Below are 14,855 nucleotides of genomic sequence, written 5' to 3' on the forward strand. Positions count from 1 at the left end.
GTGGAGTTCCCTCAGGACGTAATCTTCAGTCCATCTCCACAACCTGAAAGTGCAGCCTAAAAGCTCTTTTTGCGGGTTTCATATCTCGGGAATATTTTACAAGTTCTTTTCAACTTAGATCCAAACTTCTATTCAACTGTTGTTTTTAGCCGTTTTTCGACTACTGTTTTTTAGCTGTTTTTAGCTGCTTTTCAGACTGCATCTAAGTTTTCCATTTTTACAATCGTTTTCAGCCATTTTTGTAATATTCCCTTAAGTGATATGACTTGCAAGAACTGTTTTAGCTATATCCTGATCTATAGTCTCACAAAAATGCACAAAATAGAGTGTTGCAGAAAATATACTTTTGAATACATTTTCTGCAGTTTAAGCCGTTTTCTAAAGCTGCTTTATCAGACGTTCAGAGATGCTTTTACCTTAGCAACTGCGTCATTAGCGCTTTCACCGTAGATATCTGCGCCGATCTTGTCTGCCCAGTCCTGGGTAACAGGCGCGCCACCAACCATAGTCTTTACCTGGTCGCGGACACCTGCCTCTTTCAGCTGTTCCTCAATCTGGATCTGGTTGACCATTGTGGTTGTCATAAGTGCGGAGGATGCAACAACCTGGGGTTTGAGTTCTTTTACTTTTTCTACAAAAGTATTAATTGGGACATCTCTTCCAAGATCCACTACTTTGAAACCTGCAATGTTAAGCATGGAAGCTACAATGTCCTTTCCGATGGAGTGGATGTCGCCTTCGATTGTTCCGATAGCAACGGTTCCGAGGCTCTTGGTTTGAGACTTGCGCTTTTCCATTTCAGGGGTGATAACTTTTATACCGGAATTCATTGCCTCGGCAGCTGCAAGTACATGTGGCAGGAAAAGTTCACCCTGACCGAATTTTTCTCCTACTTCTTCCATGCCTGCGGTAAACCCTTTCTCAATAAGCTCTACAGGGTCAACTCCTGCGGCAAGGGCTTCATTTGCCACTTCTTCTGCAAGTTCGTCATCAAAGTCGGTGATTGCTTCTTTTGCTTTTGCAATGATTTCTTCTTTATTTGCCATTTTTAGATCTCCTGAATATCTGAATATTAATTACATGCCTCTGAAGGCTTTGTCAGCCTTGTCCACGATTGCCTGCATGTCCTTGAGAATGTCTGCATCGATTGGGGTTACCTGGTGGTTTTTAAGAACGTCCTCTACTTTTTCGTGTGCAACTGTTGCAAGGTCTTTTGAGCCTGCTGCAGCCCAGTCTCCAAACATGTGCCTGTCGAGGAGCATTGGGTTGGACGGGTAATCCACAAGCTGCCTGGTCTGTTTAAGGGCCAGGAAATTGTTTCCGATGCCTACTTTCTGGATAGATTCGACTGCAAGAGTTTCTTCCGAGACAGGAATTCCCTTCATGGCTTTCTTAACCATACTGAAGATATCATTGTCAATAACAAGCTGTTCCATTGAGAATGTCATTCCGAGCTCAAGCATTCCAGCTCCGTAGATGGTGTTGGCACCGGAAAGAGCAGGCAGAAGGGTGGTCATGGTTTTTTCGTGGCCTGCCTGGTCGTCCGGAACCTTGGCATCAGACTAGGAACCTGCCACATAGGAGGGAAGGCCGTAGAACTGGGCAAGCTTTGCGACTGCAGCACTGATAAGACCGAGTTCAGGAGATCCTACAGGTGCTGTACCTTTCTTGAGGTCGAAGGTAGTTGTGGAACTTCCGTACCAGACCTTAGCTCCAGGTACTGTCAACTGGGCAAGTACGATTCCTGAAAGAACTTCGGCATTGTGGGTTACGAGAGTGCCTGCAAGATATACAGGAGAAGAACCACCTGACATTGCCATACTCAGGACATTTACAGGAATTCCATAGCGGGCACCCTTGATGATGACCTGACAAGCATTTACACTGAGCTCAAGTGGGCTGGTAGGGCAGAGCAGCATGGAGAAAATAGGTTTCTTTCTTGCTTCTTCTTCGTCGCCGCCATAGTAAGCCTTTACAATGTCCCGGTAGTACTCGACATTTTCGCCAACAGGGTCAATGTGGTGGAAGTGTTTTGCGGTGTTTGCAATAGGGGTAAGTGTTTCGTGGACATCCTGAGCGCCCTGACCTGCAATATCTCTTGCAGAGACTGGCAGAGAGAAATAGTCAATGTTTTCTGCCCAGTCACAGAGTTTTGCGATGTCTGCAATATCTTTTTCGACGGAGTCGACTGTTACATACTTGCCGTCCTGGTACTTGCACATCTTGACACCGGTACCAAAACAGGTCCAGTGAACCTTACCGCCACATTCCTGAACAGTATTGAATTTTTTGTCACGGCCCCAGAGGATAAATCTGGAGGGAGCAAGCTGAAGAGCTTTTCTTACAAGATATTCAGGGATCTTTACAACGTTGGTCTTTTCATCAACTTCGCAGCCATTTTCCTTGAAGATCTGCCTTGCCTCTGGGTCAGAAACTTGAATTCCTGGGTCCATCAGAACTTCCATGGTTGCATAGTGAATTGCCTTAAGTTCGTCAGTGGTAAAAAGGTTTAATTCTACGCCATTAAGTGCATTAAATCCAGCAACTGCATTATTTTTTGCCATTTTTATAACCTCCGAATAAGAATGATTTAAGCCAGCAACTCTTTTGCTTTTGTAACAGCCTCGGTTGCATTTTCAGCATAGCAGTCTGCACCGATTTTGTCAGCCCAGGCCTGGGTTGCAGGTGCACCGCCTACCATGACTTTTACTTTATCTCTGAGTCCTTCTTCTTTAAGGAGCTCAATTACACCTTTCTGTCCCTGAAGAGTTGTGGTCATAAGAGCGGAAATTCCAATCATATCAGCATTGACTTCCTTTGCCTTCTCAATAAAGTTCCTGATTGGAACATCACGGCCGATATCATGTACTTCAAAGCCGGCAGATTGGAGCATTGTGGACACGATTGCCTTTCCAATATCATGAACATCACCTTCTACGGTACCGTTCACAATAACACCGAGCTTTGAGCCGGAAGCCCCTTCAGGCATAAGATCCTTAAGAGCTGCAACTCCTGCAGTCATCGCATCGGCAGCCATCATCACATGCGGCAGGAACAGTTTTCCTCTCTCGAAACGGACACCAACCTCATTCATGCCTGCTGCAAGTCCTTTTTCTATTATTTCGGAAGGTTCCAGTTCTCCTTTAGATTTTTCAACTACAGCGAGTACTGTATCCTTCTTGCAGGAAATTATAGCATCTGCAAGTTCCTGAAGCAATTCTTCTTTGCTAATGTTGCATCCTCCGTTTTAGTTTTTGAACTATAGAGACTTCTCTCCGGTAATTATCACGATTATTCGTGAACATTCGGGCTGTAAGCTCATGCTTCTGGGTGAAGCGATGAATATACAGGAAGAAACTCACGATCACCATGGGTGGGAAGCCATGATCACCTCAAATGAGACAATGAAACCATGAAGAGTTCATGATTACGTTGATTGGGGTTCATGAGTGTTTTAGCAGAGGGAGTGTTTTTCGTGCCATTTTAATCCCGTCTGATTACTCATTTCTCAGATGTCTCTAATACTTTGTTGGTCATTCGAATATATATATTTTTCTAAAAATTCTGTAATGAATTTGGGGGTAATATTTATAGTTTTTGGTTTTTCAGGTTTTATTTGTATATTAAGGAAGAAAATAAAATCGGATTATCAAAAAATATAAATATCAAATATCAAAAGTGTACTTTTATAAAGTTTCTTCCGGTTCAGATCTCGGCAGCATTCTGGTGAAGTCTGCTTTCAGGTCGCATCCCACAAGCAAAATTTTGTTGCCTATAGTCAAAAAATCCGTAGTCACATTTTGCATTGCAGTGGATATTCCAGTACTTCCTTTTCCATAGATTGCTATCTGTCTCACCTTTTTACCTTTCTCTCTATTTGCGCCCTTTCAAATTAGAAGGCCGGCAATCATTGTACTATATGATCATATATATTTTTTTATGAATTATAAAAGTATGTCACTCATAGTTACCTTTATTTGGAAGCTTTGGAAAAAATTCGTAAAGGGAAAGGATTAGTAAATAGTTCCTTAATTGCAAAGCTGAAATAAACCACAGGAAGAGCCTTTCATGAGTCACGAGACTTTTTATCATGTAATCGCAGTGGATACAGATCTTGCCAGTTCTACATCTATCCTGTATGTTACAAATAACAAGGTTTCTTTTGACAAAAAAGGTAATGAAATCAAAAAGGATATGCGGATTACAAGGTAAGATTATAAGCCTTCTGATTCCCCATATCCCGAAATGCAGAGCTTGTAAGCCCGGTTGACGAGTTCCAGCATTCTGGAATCTTCTCTCTCAATTTTTATTCCGCAGGCAAGAGAAAGATATTCAGCAAGGTCAAAAACTTTTATTTTTTCATCCTGTCCGGCTTCAATAAGATTCTGCATGCAGCCCCCACAGTTCGTGATAATTATATCACAGCCCAGTTTCTCGGCAGTCCTGTAGCGGTCAGAGGCTACATCCAGGGACTCAGATGGATAATTGACCCTTACTCCACCTCCAAAGCCACAACAAGCCGAATTTTCAGGGGTTTCATTGGCAAGTTCAGTGCCAGGAATTTGCTCAAGCACATCTCTTGCTTCTTGATATACTCCCATTGCCCTAGTCAGATGGCAGGGATCATGATAAAAGACTTTATGTTTGAGCACAGTTTCTGGGGTGAGTTTTCCTTCCCTTATAAGAAGCTCAAGGTACTGAGAAACATGCAGCACCTGAAAATCAAGTTTCCCAAAAATTCTAGGGTAGATATCTTTAAATGCCTTAAAGCAGCCAGGGCAGGCTGTAATTAGAGTTTTAGCTCCTCTTTTCCGGATTTCTTCAATGTTACGCTGTCCGTTCCTGTGAATAGGCCCAGGATCTCCGGCGCCCGCAGATACAGCTCCACAGCAGTATTCAACCCCGCTCAGGACAGTGTAATCGACTGCGGCTTTATCCAGCAGTGCAATCGCAGCCTGTGCCATAATTTTGTTAATATACGTGCCTGCACAGCCAGGAAAATAGACTACTGAACCTGAACTTTCTTTATACGCAGGAGTTTCGTCCAGCTCGGCAATCTTCTTAAAGAGGTTGTTCTCAGCTCCGGGGTCTAACATTGTCTGTCTGTCGGTAAGTCCATGTTCACTGACCCACTTTTTCCTGGCAGGAGAAATTAGCGTTTTTATTCCCAATCCCTCTGGGCAGGCATTTGTACAGAGCCCGCAGGTCAGGCAGCGCAGCAGACAGTCTGCATCAATTTCCGATTTCCCTTCCAGATATCCATACAGCCGGGTAAACAAACCCAGGTCATTGTAGCGAGGGCAAACCTTAAGGCATTGTCCACATTCTTTACACTCTGACCTGTGTTTTTCTACGATTTCCATTTTTTAACTCCATATCATTTTTAATTCATGTGACTTATTATCTCTTTTGAATGTACGTTTTTATCGGGTACTTTTAACAGATACTTTTTAACAGGTATTTTTAATAAAGATCATTAAAACTTCCTTTTTGACAGGAAATCCTTAAAAGTTCCTCCTTGATATGAATTCTTATAAGTTCTTTCTTGATAAGAAACCACTTAGAAGCCACTTAAAAATTCTGATAATCACTCACAAACCGCTTAGGTATCATAGAAATTACTCAAAAATCACTGCAAAGTTAGTAAGTAACTGAAAAAATCCTTTAAAATCACCAGAAAATCTTTAAAAATTCTCTTTTTGACAGAAATTCTTTTATTCTCCCTGTCTACATTCTGTCCGGATAACTGTTCCTGAACTTCAGGAAGCCCTTAATAGCAGATTCGAAGTGTGGACAGGTTTTTTCCAAAAAAGATAAGCTAATATTCAACCATACTATCATCTATATATAGCTATACACGCAGCCAGTAAAAGGAAGGGGTTAAATATCTTCGACGAACTCAAAAACAGCGCAAGAAAGCTGATAATTCCAATTGCCCGCCTGATTCCCTTATCTCCGAATACTCTCACGTTGCTGGGTTTTGCCGTAAGCATCGCTGCAGGGGCAGCATTTGCGCTGGGAAAACCTTTTGCAGGTGGTCTTCTTATTCTTTTTAGCGGGATCTTTGATATCCTTGATGGCGGAGTCGCGAGGGCAAAAGGCAGGATTACGCCCTTTGGAGGCGTGCTTGATTCGGTTTGCGACCGGTATTCCGATGGTCTAATGTTCCTCGGAATAATAGCAGGCGCGGTTAACGGCAGGCTTGTCCTTTCCCCAATTGTGCAAATCGAAGGCTGGCTCTGGGCAGGCTTTGCCCTTATAGGCTCCTTCCTGGTAAGCTACACTCGCGCCCGTGCGGAATCTGCAGGTTGCCGGAAATTGTCAGTCGGAATTGCCGAACGTACGGAAAGAATGGTTCTTCTGGCCCTGGGCGGAATTTCAGGTTTTCTAGGTTGGGCTCTGGTACTTGTAGCTGTGTTTTCCCACATCACCATTATCCAGCGAGTCCTTCGGGCAAAAAGCATATTGAGTAAGCCTTCAGAAGTTGATTTCCAAAAACCGTAATAGATCAGACTCTGCTAAGAAATTCAGATAAGGATGGCATCTATGAGTAACGGAGTACTATAAAAAATATGGCAAAAAGAGTTTCCCTACTCTTTTCTACCGATACTCATTTATACTACATATTTGATTACAATAGTTGACGATGGTAAACAAAGAAAGAGATTTGCCATTGAGAATTTACAGTATAACCTGCTCTGCGGGGCCGTAGGGTAGCCTGGTCCATCCTGCAAGGCTGGGGGTCTTGCGACCTGAGTCCAAATCTCAGCGGCCCCACCAAACTTTTACTTATACGTTAATTTTGATAGACTTTACCCTTTGTTGCATTAATCTCTGGGGCTTTATTTATTTTTGTTTTCTAGTTCAATTTAGATTTTCTAGTTCAATTTATAGATTCTTTCATCGTTTTTCATTGTATTAGAACAGAAGTAACCTGATGTATTTTTTATTTTTGTTTTCTACTTTTTATGTTTTATATTAAACTATCAGGGTAAAGCAAAAATATCAATTTAGTTTTATATTTAGAACAACCAGTCGATAAAAAGTTATATATGCTTATACTTCCAATATACTATTATACGACTCATCTATACTTAAAATTAAAATTCATAAAGTATCCCTGGGTCGTGGATGGAGGAAACTGTGTCAAATAAAATTACGATACCCAGAATCATTTGCTGGGTGTCCAAATATTTTTACTAGTGGGATTGGTATCTTTATAATTCAAAAACAGTCACAAGAATTTCAAAGGGAGGTAATATATAGTTATATACAGTTTCATATCATTTGATATTGAAAGTTTGTACCTGGAAAAATCACCTAGATTACTATCTTAACTTCCTATTTTTTAGGCGCATATCTACTATAATGTATATCTGTGAGGTCAGACGATTGCGATTTAAAACTATTGCCTTGAGTCTGATACTTAAGTTTAAGCGCATTTATCGATGCCAAGCGATATTTATGCGCTTAAAAATGCGGAACTAAAATTACTATACTTTTTATGTTAATGATAGATTGTAATCAAGTTGTTGTGGATGACTGTGGTTCGTTACCAATCATGTAAAACCGACTTTTATTTTGACATGTTGTTTCTTGAGCTTGGATCCTAGATTCGGCAAGTCGACATTCATTTTCGATAATTTTTGTTGATGGCTATTTTGAAATGATGATTCCTTATTGCGTGCAGTTATGAGGTTTACATATGATCCGAAAATAATCTCTCATACCAAACTTTAACAGAAAAATGATTTAGTGTTTATATGTATTGTGGGAGTTGAGCCACACTGTAACCAGCTTTAAATCTAATGTGTATTTATCAAATGTCCAAAAAACGATATCAGGAATAATATTCAAATTCCTTATGTCAACCTGCCGAATCCAGGTTGGATGCATTACACTTGTTATTTCATCATTGGTTACTTTTGGAAAGGGACATTATGTTATTTGCCTTGGCTTTTGCCAGAGTTTACAAGGCACTTACAAAATAGAGTAAAACATGCTTTCAACAAAAACCGGCATGATGTCGAATTAATTAGCAATATGACGATACATTTATATTGCTAATACTACTACCTTGTATTACAAGATAGATATTGTATCTTGTAATACAAGGTAGTGTGCGAAAAGAGGTGCAACGTATATTGATACCGTCGCAAATGCTCAAAGGAATATTGGAAAACTGTATATTAAAAGTAATCAGCGGTGACGAAACTTACGGATATGAAATTTCACAGCAATTGCAGAAATATGGTTTTTCAGATATTTCAGAAGGCACGATTTATCCGCTCCTGCTCCGCCTTGAAAAGAACAATCTCATAAAGGCAAAATATCGTGAGTCGGCTCTCGGACCAAAACGCAAGTATTTTTCCATCACACCGGCCGGGGAAAAAGAATTGGAGGCATTCATAAATAATTGGCAAGAGCTCAATCATGCTGTAAATCAATTATTTCATATTGGGGAATGATGATGAAGACTGAGACAAAAATACTGAATCAAGAAAATAATGAGCTGGATAAGCGGTTAACCGAAAAAAATAACGTTATCATGACTGATATGGTATGCTACCTGCGCCTGGCAAACATTTCAGAGCATGATCAGGAAGTCGTAAGGCAGGATTTGCTACAAATGGTCCTATCCGCGCAAGAACGTGGTGAAGATATTAAAACGTTGATCAGTGAAGATTATAAATCCTTCTGTGATGAGGTGATAGCCGCATTACCACAGAAAAATCATAAAGAGAGAGTCCTGGATCTTATTGATACACTTCTTTTGTCCACATCCATTCTTGGAGTAATCCATATTGTCATTTCCAAAGAAACGATGGAATTAATTTATAATGCAGTAACAGGTCAACAGTTGAATTTTCATATTTCTATTTCCGTTGGTGATTTATTATCCTATGTTATTATCATTGCAACTGGTTTTCTTATTGTTCATGTTATTGGCAAAAATTTACTAAAGCCAGAAAAAAAGCATAATCAAAGTAAGATAAAAAAGTTCATAATATGTGGAGCTATAAGCGGAGGTCTAATGGCTGTCTTTTTGATTATTGCATGGGTTGGCAGGCAAACACTTTTTACAGTTAATATATTTGCTGCATGTGTATTTATCTTAGGGCTATATATTGCGCATAAACTTCTTCAAGAACTCATCATAACGTAAAGCAATTTATGGTTGAGCTTAACATGATGAGAAAGTGGTGAATGGCAGCTTACCGCTTTTTTGCATACATACCTCCCATGTTATTGCTTTCTTCATCGATGAAGGGCTCATCGTTATTCTCGCAACGCCAAACACAACTAAAAAAGTTGTTCCCAAAAATATTTAATAAACCAATAAACTATATGTGCAAATAAACTATATGTGCAAAAATATATTTGTCTAATTGGTAGTTCATTATCTCATTTGCTTTCATTCACTTTCGCTTTCGTTATTACTTTGACTCATTCTTTCACGCCTGTACTTTTCCCGGATTTTCTCGATCATTTCTTCATTAGCTTCAATAACAAAAGCACCTACATACCCGCATTTTTTGCAGTGGTAAACCGAACCTGCATAACCGCCAACTTCATAATATAAATCTGCATTTCCGCAGACAGGGCAAACTTCTATGAGTTTTTCCTGGTCCAGAGCAATTCCTCCTTCAAAATGGCTTTCAATATCGAATTGTTAAATATATATAAGAAGGATGATTTTAATAAAGATGTTGTATCTGCTAATCAATATCTATAGGTATGGTATTAGCCAGTATTTATGGAATCCTTATACAGACATTATCCCACATCTGAGGAACCTGAGATACCCGAAATTCCCAATAAAATCCCAATTTTATTTTCTTAATTATATTAACAGAATAATTCAAGGCCTACAGTGAGTAAAAAATGACTAAAATGATGACCCCTGCAATGTGCCAGTACTATGAAGCCAAGCAGGCATATCCTGACACTCTGATCTTCTTCCGCATGGGAGACTTTTACGAATCTTTCGGAGAAGACGCAAAAACTATTGCAAAAGAACTCGAGATCACGCTTACAGCCCGAGGAAAGGACAAATCAGGAGAGAGAATGCCGCTTGCAGGAATACCTTACCATGCAATTGACACCTATCTGCCGAGGCTTATAAATAAAGGGTATAAAGTGGCAATTTGCGAACAGCTTGAAGACCCGAAAAAGGCAAAGGGAATTGTAAAAAGAGGGGTTGTCAGGGTTGTCACTCCAGGTACGGCAATTGACTCTTCCATGTTTTCAGATGCCTCAAACAATTACCTCATGGCAGTTGCTGGGAGAGAAATTGGAAAGCCTGGAAAGAATGCCGAAAACGAATTCGAAATTGGGGTGTCGTTTCTCGATATTTCTACAGGTGAATTCCTTACAACGCAATTCAGGGACTCGGAAAATTTTGAAAAGCTTCTAAGCGAGCTCGCTCGCATGCGGCCGTCAGAATGCATTCTTCCTTCATCTCTGTATGAAAATCCCGCACTTGCCGAGCGGCTGAGAGCCCAAACTATTGTGCAGGAATTTGCCCCCGATATTTCAGGAGCAAAGGAAGCTGGAGAAAGGTTGAAAAACCATTTCAGGGTTGCAACCCTTGAAGGCATGGGCTGTGAGAACCTGGATTTTGCAGTGTATTCGGCCTGGGCTGCCCTGGAATATGCACAGACTACACAGATGCGGGAGCTTACCCATATTAATACCCTGAGAACCTACTCAAATTCCGAATTTATGATCCTTGATTCCGTAACTCTGCGGAATCTCGAAATTGTTAAAAACGTGCGAGATGAAGGGGACGAAAATTCTCTTTACCGCATTCTGAATCATACGAAAACGCCAATGGGAAGCCGTGCCCTGAAAAAGTGGCTTTTGAAACCTTTGCTTTCCGTAGAAAAAATCAACTATCGACTCGATGCTGTTGAAGAACTGACAGCAAAGCCTCTGCTCCGTTACGATCTCCGGAACTGGCTTTCAGATGTCAGGGATATAGAACGCCTCGTAGGCAGGGTAGTCTATGGGAACTCAAACGCAAGAGACCTTGTAGCCCTGAAAAAATCCCTTGAAGCTCTGCCTCCTGTCCGGGATTCCCTTCTAGAAAACATTGAATCCACAATTTTAAATGATATTGCAGTCGGACTTGCATCGTTTTCCGAACTTGAAAATCTGGCTGAAATGATAGATAGAGCAATCGTTGATGAGCCTCCAATCTCAGTTCGGGAAGGAGGCATGATAAAGTCTGGATATAATGCAGAACTCGATGAACTCAAGGATATTGCAAGCAACAGCAGGCAGTGGATTGCAAATTTTCAGCAGAAGGAAAGAGAAAGAAGCGGCATAAAGTCCCTGAAAGTGGGATATAATAAGATTTTTGGGTATTACATAGAAGTAACAAATGCCAACAGCAGCCAGGTGCCTGAGGATTATATCAGAAAGCAAACCATGGCAAATGCCGAGCGCTTTTTTACCCCTGAACTCAAGGAAAAAGAGAGCCTTATCCTGACAGCCAATGAAAAAGCTATAGCTCTCGAGTATGAAATCTTTACAGAAATTTTGCAGACCCTTTCAGCCCATTCAAGAGAACTTCAGGAAACCGCCGAAAGAATAGGCACGCTTGATGTCCTTACAGACCTGGCTGAAGTAGCAGAAAATAACAATTATATCAGGCCCCAGCTTACAGACGACTGCAAGATTCTTATCCGGGACGGGAGGCATCCGGTAGTTGAAAACACCGTACATGGCGGCTTTGTCCCGAACGATACCGAAATGGACTGCAAGGAAAATCAGTTTTTGCTGGTAACAGGCCCGAATATGGCAGGTAAGTCCACTTACATGCGTCAGACTGCCCTTATAGCTATTATGGCTCAGGTAGGTTCTTTTGTTCCTGCATCCTATGCTTCAATAGGGATTATTGATCAGGTCTTTACAAGAATTGGGGCATTTGACGACCTTGCAAGTGGGCAGAGTACCTTTATGGTAGAAATGGTTGAGCTTGCCAATATCCTGAATAATGCAAGCCCGAGAAGTCTTGTGCTTCTTGATGAGATCGGCAGGGGAACAAGTACCTATGATGGGTACAGCATTGCAAAAGCTGTTGTGGAATTCCTGCATAACAGGGGGAAAGTAGGAGTAAGGGCTCTATTTGCAACTCATTACCACCAGCTCACAGCCCTTGAAGAGAAATTAAAAAGAGTCAAAAATTATCATGTTGCGGTAAAAGAAGAAGGTCATGAGTTAGTTTTCCTGCGAAAGATCGTGCCGGGTGCAACAGACAGGAGTTATGGAATCCAGGTTGCAAGGCTTGCAGGCGTTCCGGAAAAGGTAATTGAAAGGGCAAATGAGATTCTTAAGGAACTCGAAAGAGAGAACGTGCTCGAAGAGGTTGAAGACAGCAAGAACGGAAAAAAGAGAAAAAGTAAGGCTACAGCGCGTTATACCCAGATGATGCTGTTTGACCCTGGAGACAGCGGTGGAAATACAGCAAAGGTAAACAGACCCAGCCCTGTAGAAACAGTTCTTAAAAAACTGAATGTGGACGAAATGACACCAATAGAAGCCCTGAACAAGCTTCATGAGCTCAAAAGGCTGCTGAATTGATTGGACTAAGGGTCGATTAAAGGTCGATTAAAGTATTTCCAATGAAAGTTTTTCTGGTCTGGACGGAGTAAAGGAATGATGGAAGAACATATTGAAGGGAAGAAAGAAGCTAAGGGAAATAAAATTCGGCTCCTTGATAAGGATACGATAAACAAAATAGCGGCCGGAGAGGTAATTGAACGCCCTGCATCCGTAGTAAAAGAGCTGATAGACAACTCAATCGATGCAGGAGCTACGGACATCCGCATCGAAGTCGAAAAGGGTGGAAAACGCTCCATTCTTGTCCGGGACAACGGATGTGGAATGGACAGAGAAGATGCCCTGCTTGCATATAAAAAGCATGCAACTAGCAAGCTCACAAGGATTGAAGATCTTAATACTATTTCTACAATGGGTTTCAGGGGAGAGGCTCTTTCGTCTATCACAGCGGTTGCAAAGGTGGAGATTCTTACCAGGCCCCCAGAAGAAATTACAGGTACCAGGATAGTGATCCATGGGGGAAAAGTTCTGGAAACTTCAGCTGCAGGCACGACTCCGGGTACGTCTGTGAATGTAAAAGACCTGTTTTACAACATCCCGGCAAGGCAGAAATACCTCAAAAGCGACCGTACCGAGCTTGCCCATATTACAGATACGGTAATGCAGCTTGCTCTGGCAAATCCGCATATTTCCTTTACTCTGCTCAGTGAAGAAAAGCCAGTCATAAGAAATGCAGGCTCAAGCGAGTCTTTCAAAAGTATTGTAAATCTTCTGGGCCCGGATACGGCTCGTTCAATGCTTCCCCTGGAGTACAGGACCGAAGATTTTGAAATTTTTGGATACATCTCAAAGCCTGAAACCACTCGACGAGAAAGCGACCAGATTTTCCTGTTCGTAAATACTCGCCCGGTAACCTCAAGGTCCATTAATAAAGCTATTCGCGAAGGATATTATACCAAAATTCCGAAAGAGCGCTATCCTGTAGCAGTGCTCTCTCTTATTGTCAATCCCGGGGAAGTGGACGTTAATGTACATCCCCGAAAAGCTGAGGTTCGTTTCAGCCGGGAGAAAGAGCTTGGGGATGCGGTCACATCTGCAATAGAAAAAGTACTCTCCGAAAATGCTCTGGCTCCTGAAATTCGGGAAAAAAGAGACCGAGTTTTTCAGAAAACCTTCGATGTTTCAGGTTCTCCAGGTAGATTACAGGTCTCTGAAGCTGCGGAAATTTTTGGAAGGAAAGAGATTGGAAAGGATACCAGGATTCCGAAGACCGGAATTCTGGAAACTGGACTTCCTGAAAGAAGCAAAGTTATGAGAAATAAGGCTGAGACCTATGTTTATCCGGTAAAAGATACCGAAAGGAGGCTAAAACGTTCCGAGCGCCTTCTGGACTTTACCACAGAGGGAGAAACGCAGGAAACAGGTGATAAAAAGCTGGATAATAAAATCGAGCAGGAAAGAGAGAAAGAAGGAGAACGTAAAAAGAGAATAACAGGTATTCAAGAGAATGGAATTGAAAAAGCAGGCTCGGAAGAACAGAAATTTGAGGGTATAAATGCCGAAAAGATGCAAAAGTCTATACAAAAACCGAATACGGATTCTTTCGAAAACTTGAGGATTATCGGGCAGGTATCTAAGCTGTATATCCTTGCCGAAAGGGGAGAAGACCTTGTGCTTATCGACCAGCATGCTGCTCATGAGAGAATTCTTTACGAGCAGGTTTTAAAAATGAAAAAGTCCAGGGTGCAGGAGTTGATCACACCTGTAACCATAGACCTTACACCTAAAGAAAAAGTGCTTATGGAAGAGTATATTCCTTATCTGGAAGATTTCGGTTTCGGGATTTCAGAATTTGGGGACAATACATACGTAGTCACCTTCGTACCTGAGGTATTCGGACGGCTTGAAGACCCCGAGGTTATCCACGACATAGTTTCGGACCTTTTAGCTTCAGGAAAAGTTAAAAAAGATACAGGAATCTCGGAAAAGATCTGCAAGACCCTCGCATGCAGAGCTGCAATCAAAGGTGGAGCTGCCTGCAGCCCCAGACAGATGGAAGAGCTAATAGAGCAGCTTAAGAAAGCTGAAAATCCTTACTCCTGTCCACATGGCAGGCCCACTGTGATCACATTTACGAAAGGGGAACTAGACCGCATGTTTGCAAGAATCCAATAAAAAGGGCTGTAACCTGAAAAAATAGCAATCAGATTTTTATTTATCTATAGAAGTTTAATATTTCCTGGACTTTAATTTTCCCCGGATTTCCCAGAATAAAGTCCGATAGTGTC

At 41.4% G+C, this 14,855-nt stretch carries 10 protein-coding genes, 1 tRNA gene and 1 pseudogene; 7 read left to right on the top strand and 5 right to left on the bottom strand.

All coding sequences use genetic code 11. The annotated features are described in order from the left end of the window. Positions 1 to 392: 392 nt before the first annotated feature. The 4 genes and pseudogenes from MSBRW_RS17265 to MSBRW_RS21500 form a co-directional block, all read right to left on the bottom strand. The gene (locus MSBRW_RS17265; protein WP_011306503.1) at positions 393 to 1,046 is read right to left on the bottom strand and encodes a methyltransferase cognate corrinoid protein; all 654 of its coding nucleotides are present in this window, start codon (positions 1,044 to 1,046) and stop codon (positions 393 to 395) included. Between the two features lie 30 nt (positions 1,047 to 1,076). Further along, positions 1,077 to 2,564: pseudogene (mttB, locus tag MSBRW_RS17275) on the bottom strand ([trimethylamine--corrinoid protein] Co-methyltransferase). 26 nt (positions 2,565 to 2,590) lie between these two features. Continuing rightward, complete coding sequence (gene mtbC / locus MSBRW_RS17280) at positions 2,591 to 3,232, bottom strand: dimethylamine corrinoid protein MtbC (protein ID WP_048102697.1); 642 nt, start codon at positions 3,230 to 3,232, stop codon at positions 2,591 to 2,593. A gap of 454 nt (positions 3,233 to 3,686) precedes the next feature. Continuing rightward, entirely contained in the window at positions 3,687 to 3,857 is a 171-nt protein-coding gene (locus tag MSBRW_RS21500) for a nitrogenase iron protein (protein ID WP_011306501.1), read from the bottom strand. A gap of 211 nt (positions 3,858 to 4,068) precedes the next feature. Here MSBRW_RS21500 and MSBRW_RS22705 point away from each other — a divergent pair, with 211 nt between their 5' ends. Then, a complete protein-coding gene (locus tag MSBRW_RS22705) occupies positions 4,069 to 4,212 on the top strand; it encodes a hypothetical protein (protein WP_155398357.1) in 144 nt (47 codons plus the stop codon). A gap of 2 nt (positions 4,213 to 4,214) precedes the next feature. Here MSBRW_RS22705 and MSBRW_RS17285 read toward each other — a convergent pair whose 3' ends face one another. Continuing rightward, positions 4,215 to 5,363, bottom strand: a complete 1,149-nt coding sequence (locus MSBRW_RS17285) for a (Fe-S)-binding protein (RefSeq protein ID WP_011306500.1) — start codon at positions 5,361 to 5,363, stop codon at positions 4,215 to 4,217. A gap of 577 nt (positions 5,364 to 5,940) precedes the next feature. On the opposite strand from MSBRW_RS17285, the gene MSBRW_RS17290 reads away from it, so the two are divergent. The 6 genes from MSBRW_RS17290 to mutL all read left to right on the top strand — a co-directional run bounded on the left by MSBRW_RS17290 (position 5,941) and on the right by mutL (position 14,742). Next, positions 5,941 to 6,504, top strand: coding sequence for a CDP-alcohol phosphatidyltransferase family protein (locus MSBRW_RS17290; RefSeq protein WP_394298293.1), 564 nt, complete (start codon positions 5,941 to 5,943; stop codon positions 6,502 to 6,504). Positions 6,505 to 6,702: 198 nt separating this feature from the next. Further along, a tRNA-Pro gene (locus tag MSBRW_RS17295) sits at positions 6,703 to 6,780 on the top strand. 1,379 nt (positions 6,781 to 8,159) lie between these two features. After that, the gene (locus MSBRW_RS17300; RefSeq protein WP_198137189.1) at positions 8,160 to 8,468 is read left to right on the top strand and encodes a PadR family transcriptional regulator; all 309 of its coding nucleotides are present in this window, start codon (positions 8,160 to 8,162) and stop codon (positions 8,466 to 8,468) included. A 2-nt stretch (positions 8,469 to 8,470) separates the two neighbouring features. Next, positions 8,471 to 9,166 (top strand): DUF1129 domain-containing protein, encoded by a 696-nt coding sequence (locus MSBRW_RS17305; RefSeq protein ID WP_048102696.1) that lies wholly within the window; start codon positions 8,471 to 8,473, stop codon positions 9,164 to 9,166. Positions 9,167 to 9,885: 719 nt separating this feature from the next. Further along, a complete protein-coding gene (gene mutS / locus MSBRW_RS17310; protein ID WP_011306496.1) occupies positions 9,886 to 12,588 on the top strand; it encodes a DNA mismatch repair protein MutS in 2,703 nt (900 codons plus the stop codon). Between the two features lie 75 nt (positions 12,589 to 12,663). After that, positions 12,664 to 14,742 (top strand): DNA mismatch repair endonuclease MutL, encoded by a 2,079-nt coding sequence (mutL, locus tag MSBRW_RS17315; protein ID WP_011306495.1) that lies wholly within the window; start codon positions 12,664 to 12,666, stop codon positions 14,740 to 14,742. Positions 14,743 to 14,855: the final 113 nt, after the last annotated feature.

Source organism: Methanosarcina barkeri str. Wiesmoor (genome assembly GCF_000969985.1).
Classification (GTDB): domain Archaea; phylum Halobacteriota; class Methanosarcinia; order Methanosarcinales; family Methanosarcinaceae; genus Methanosarcina; species Methanosarcina barkeri_B.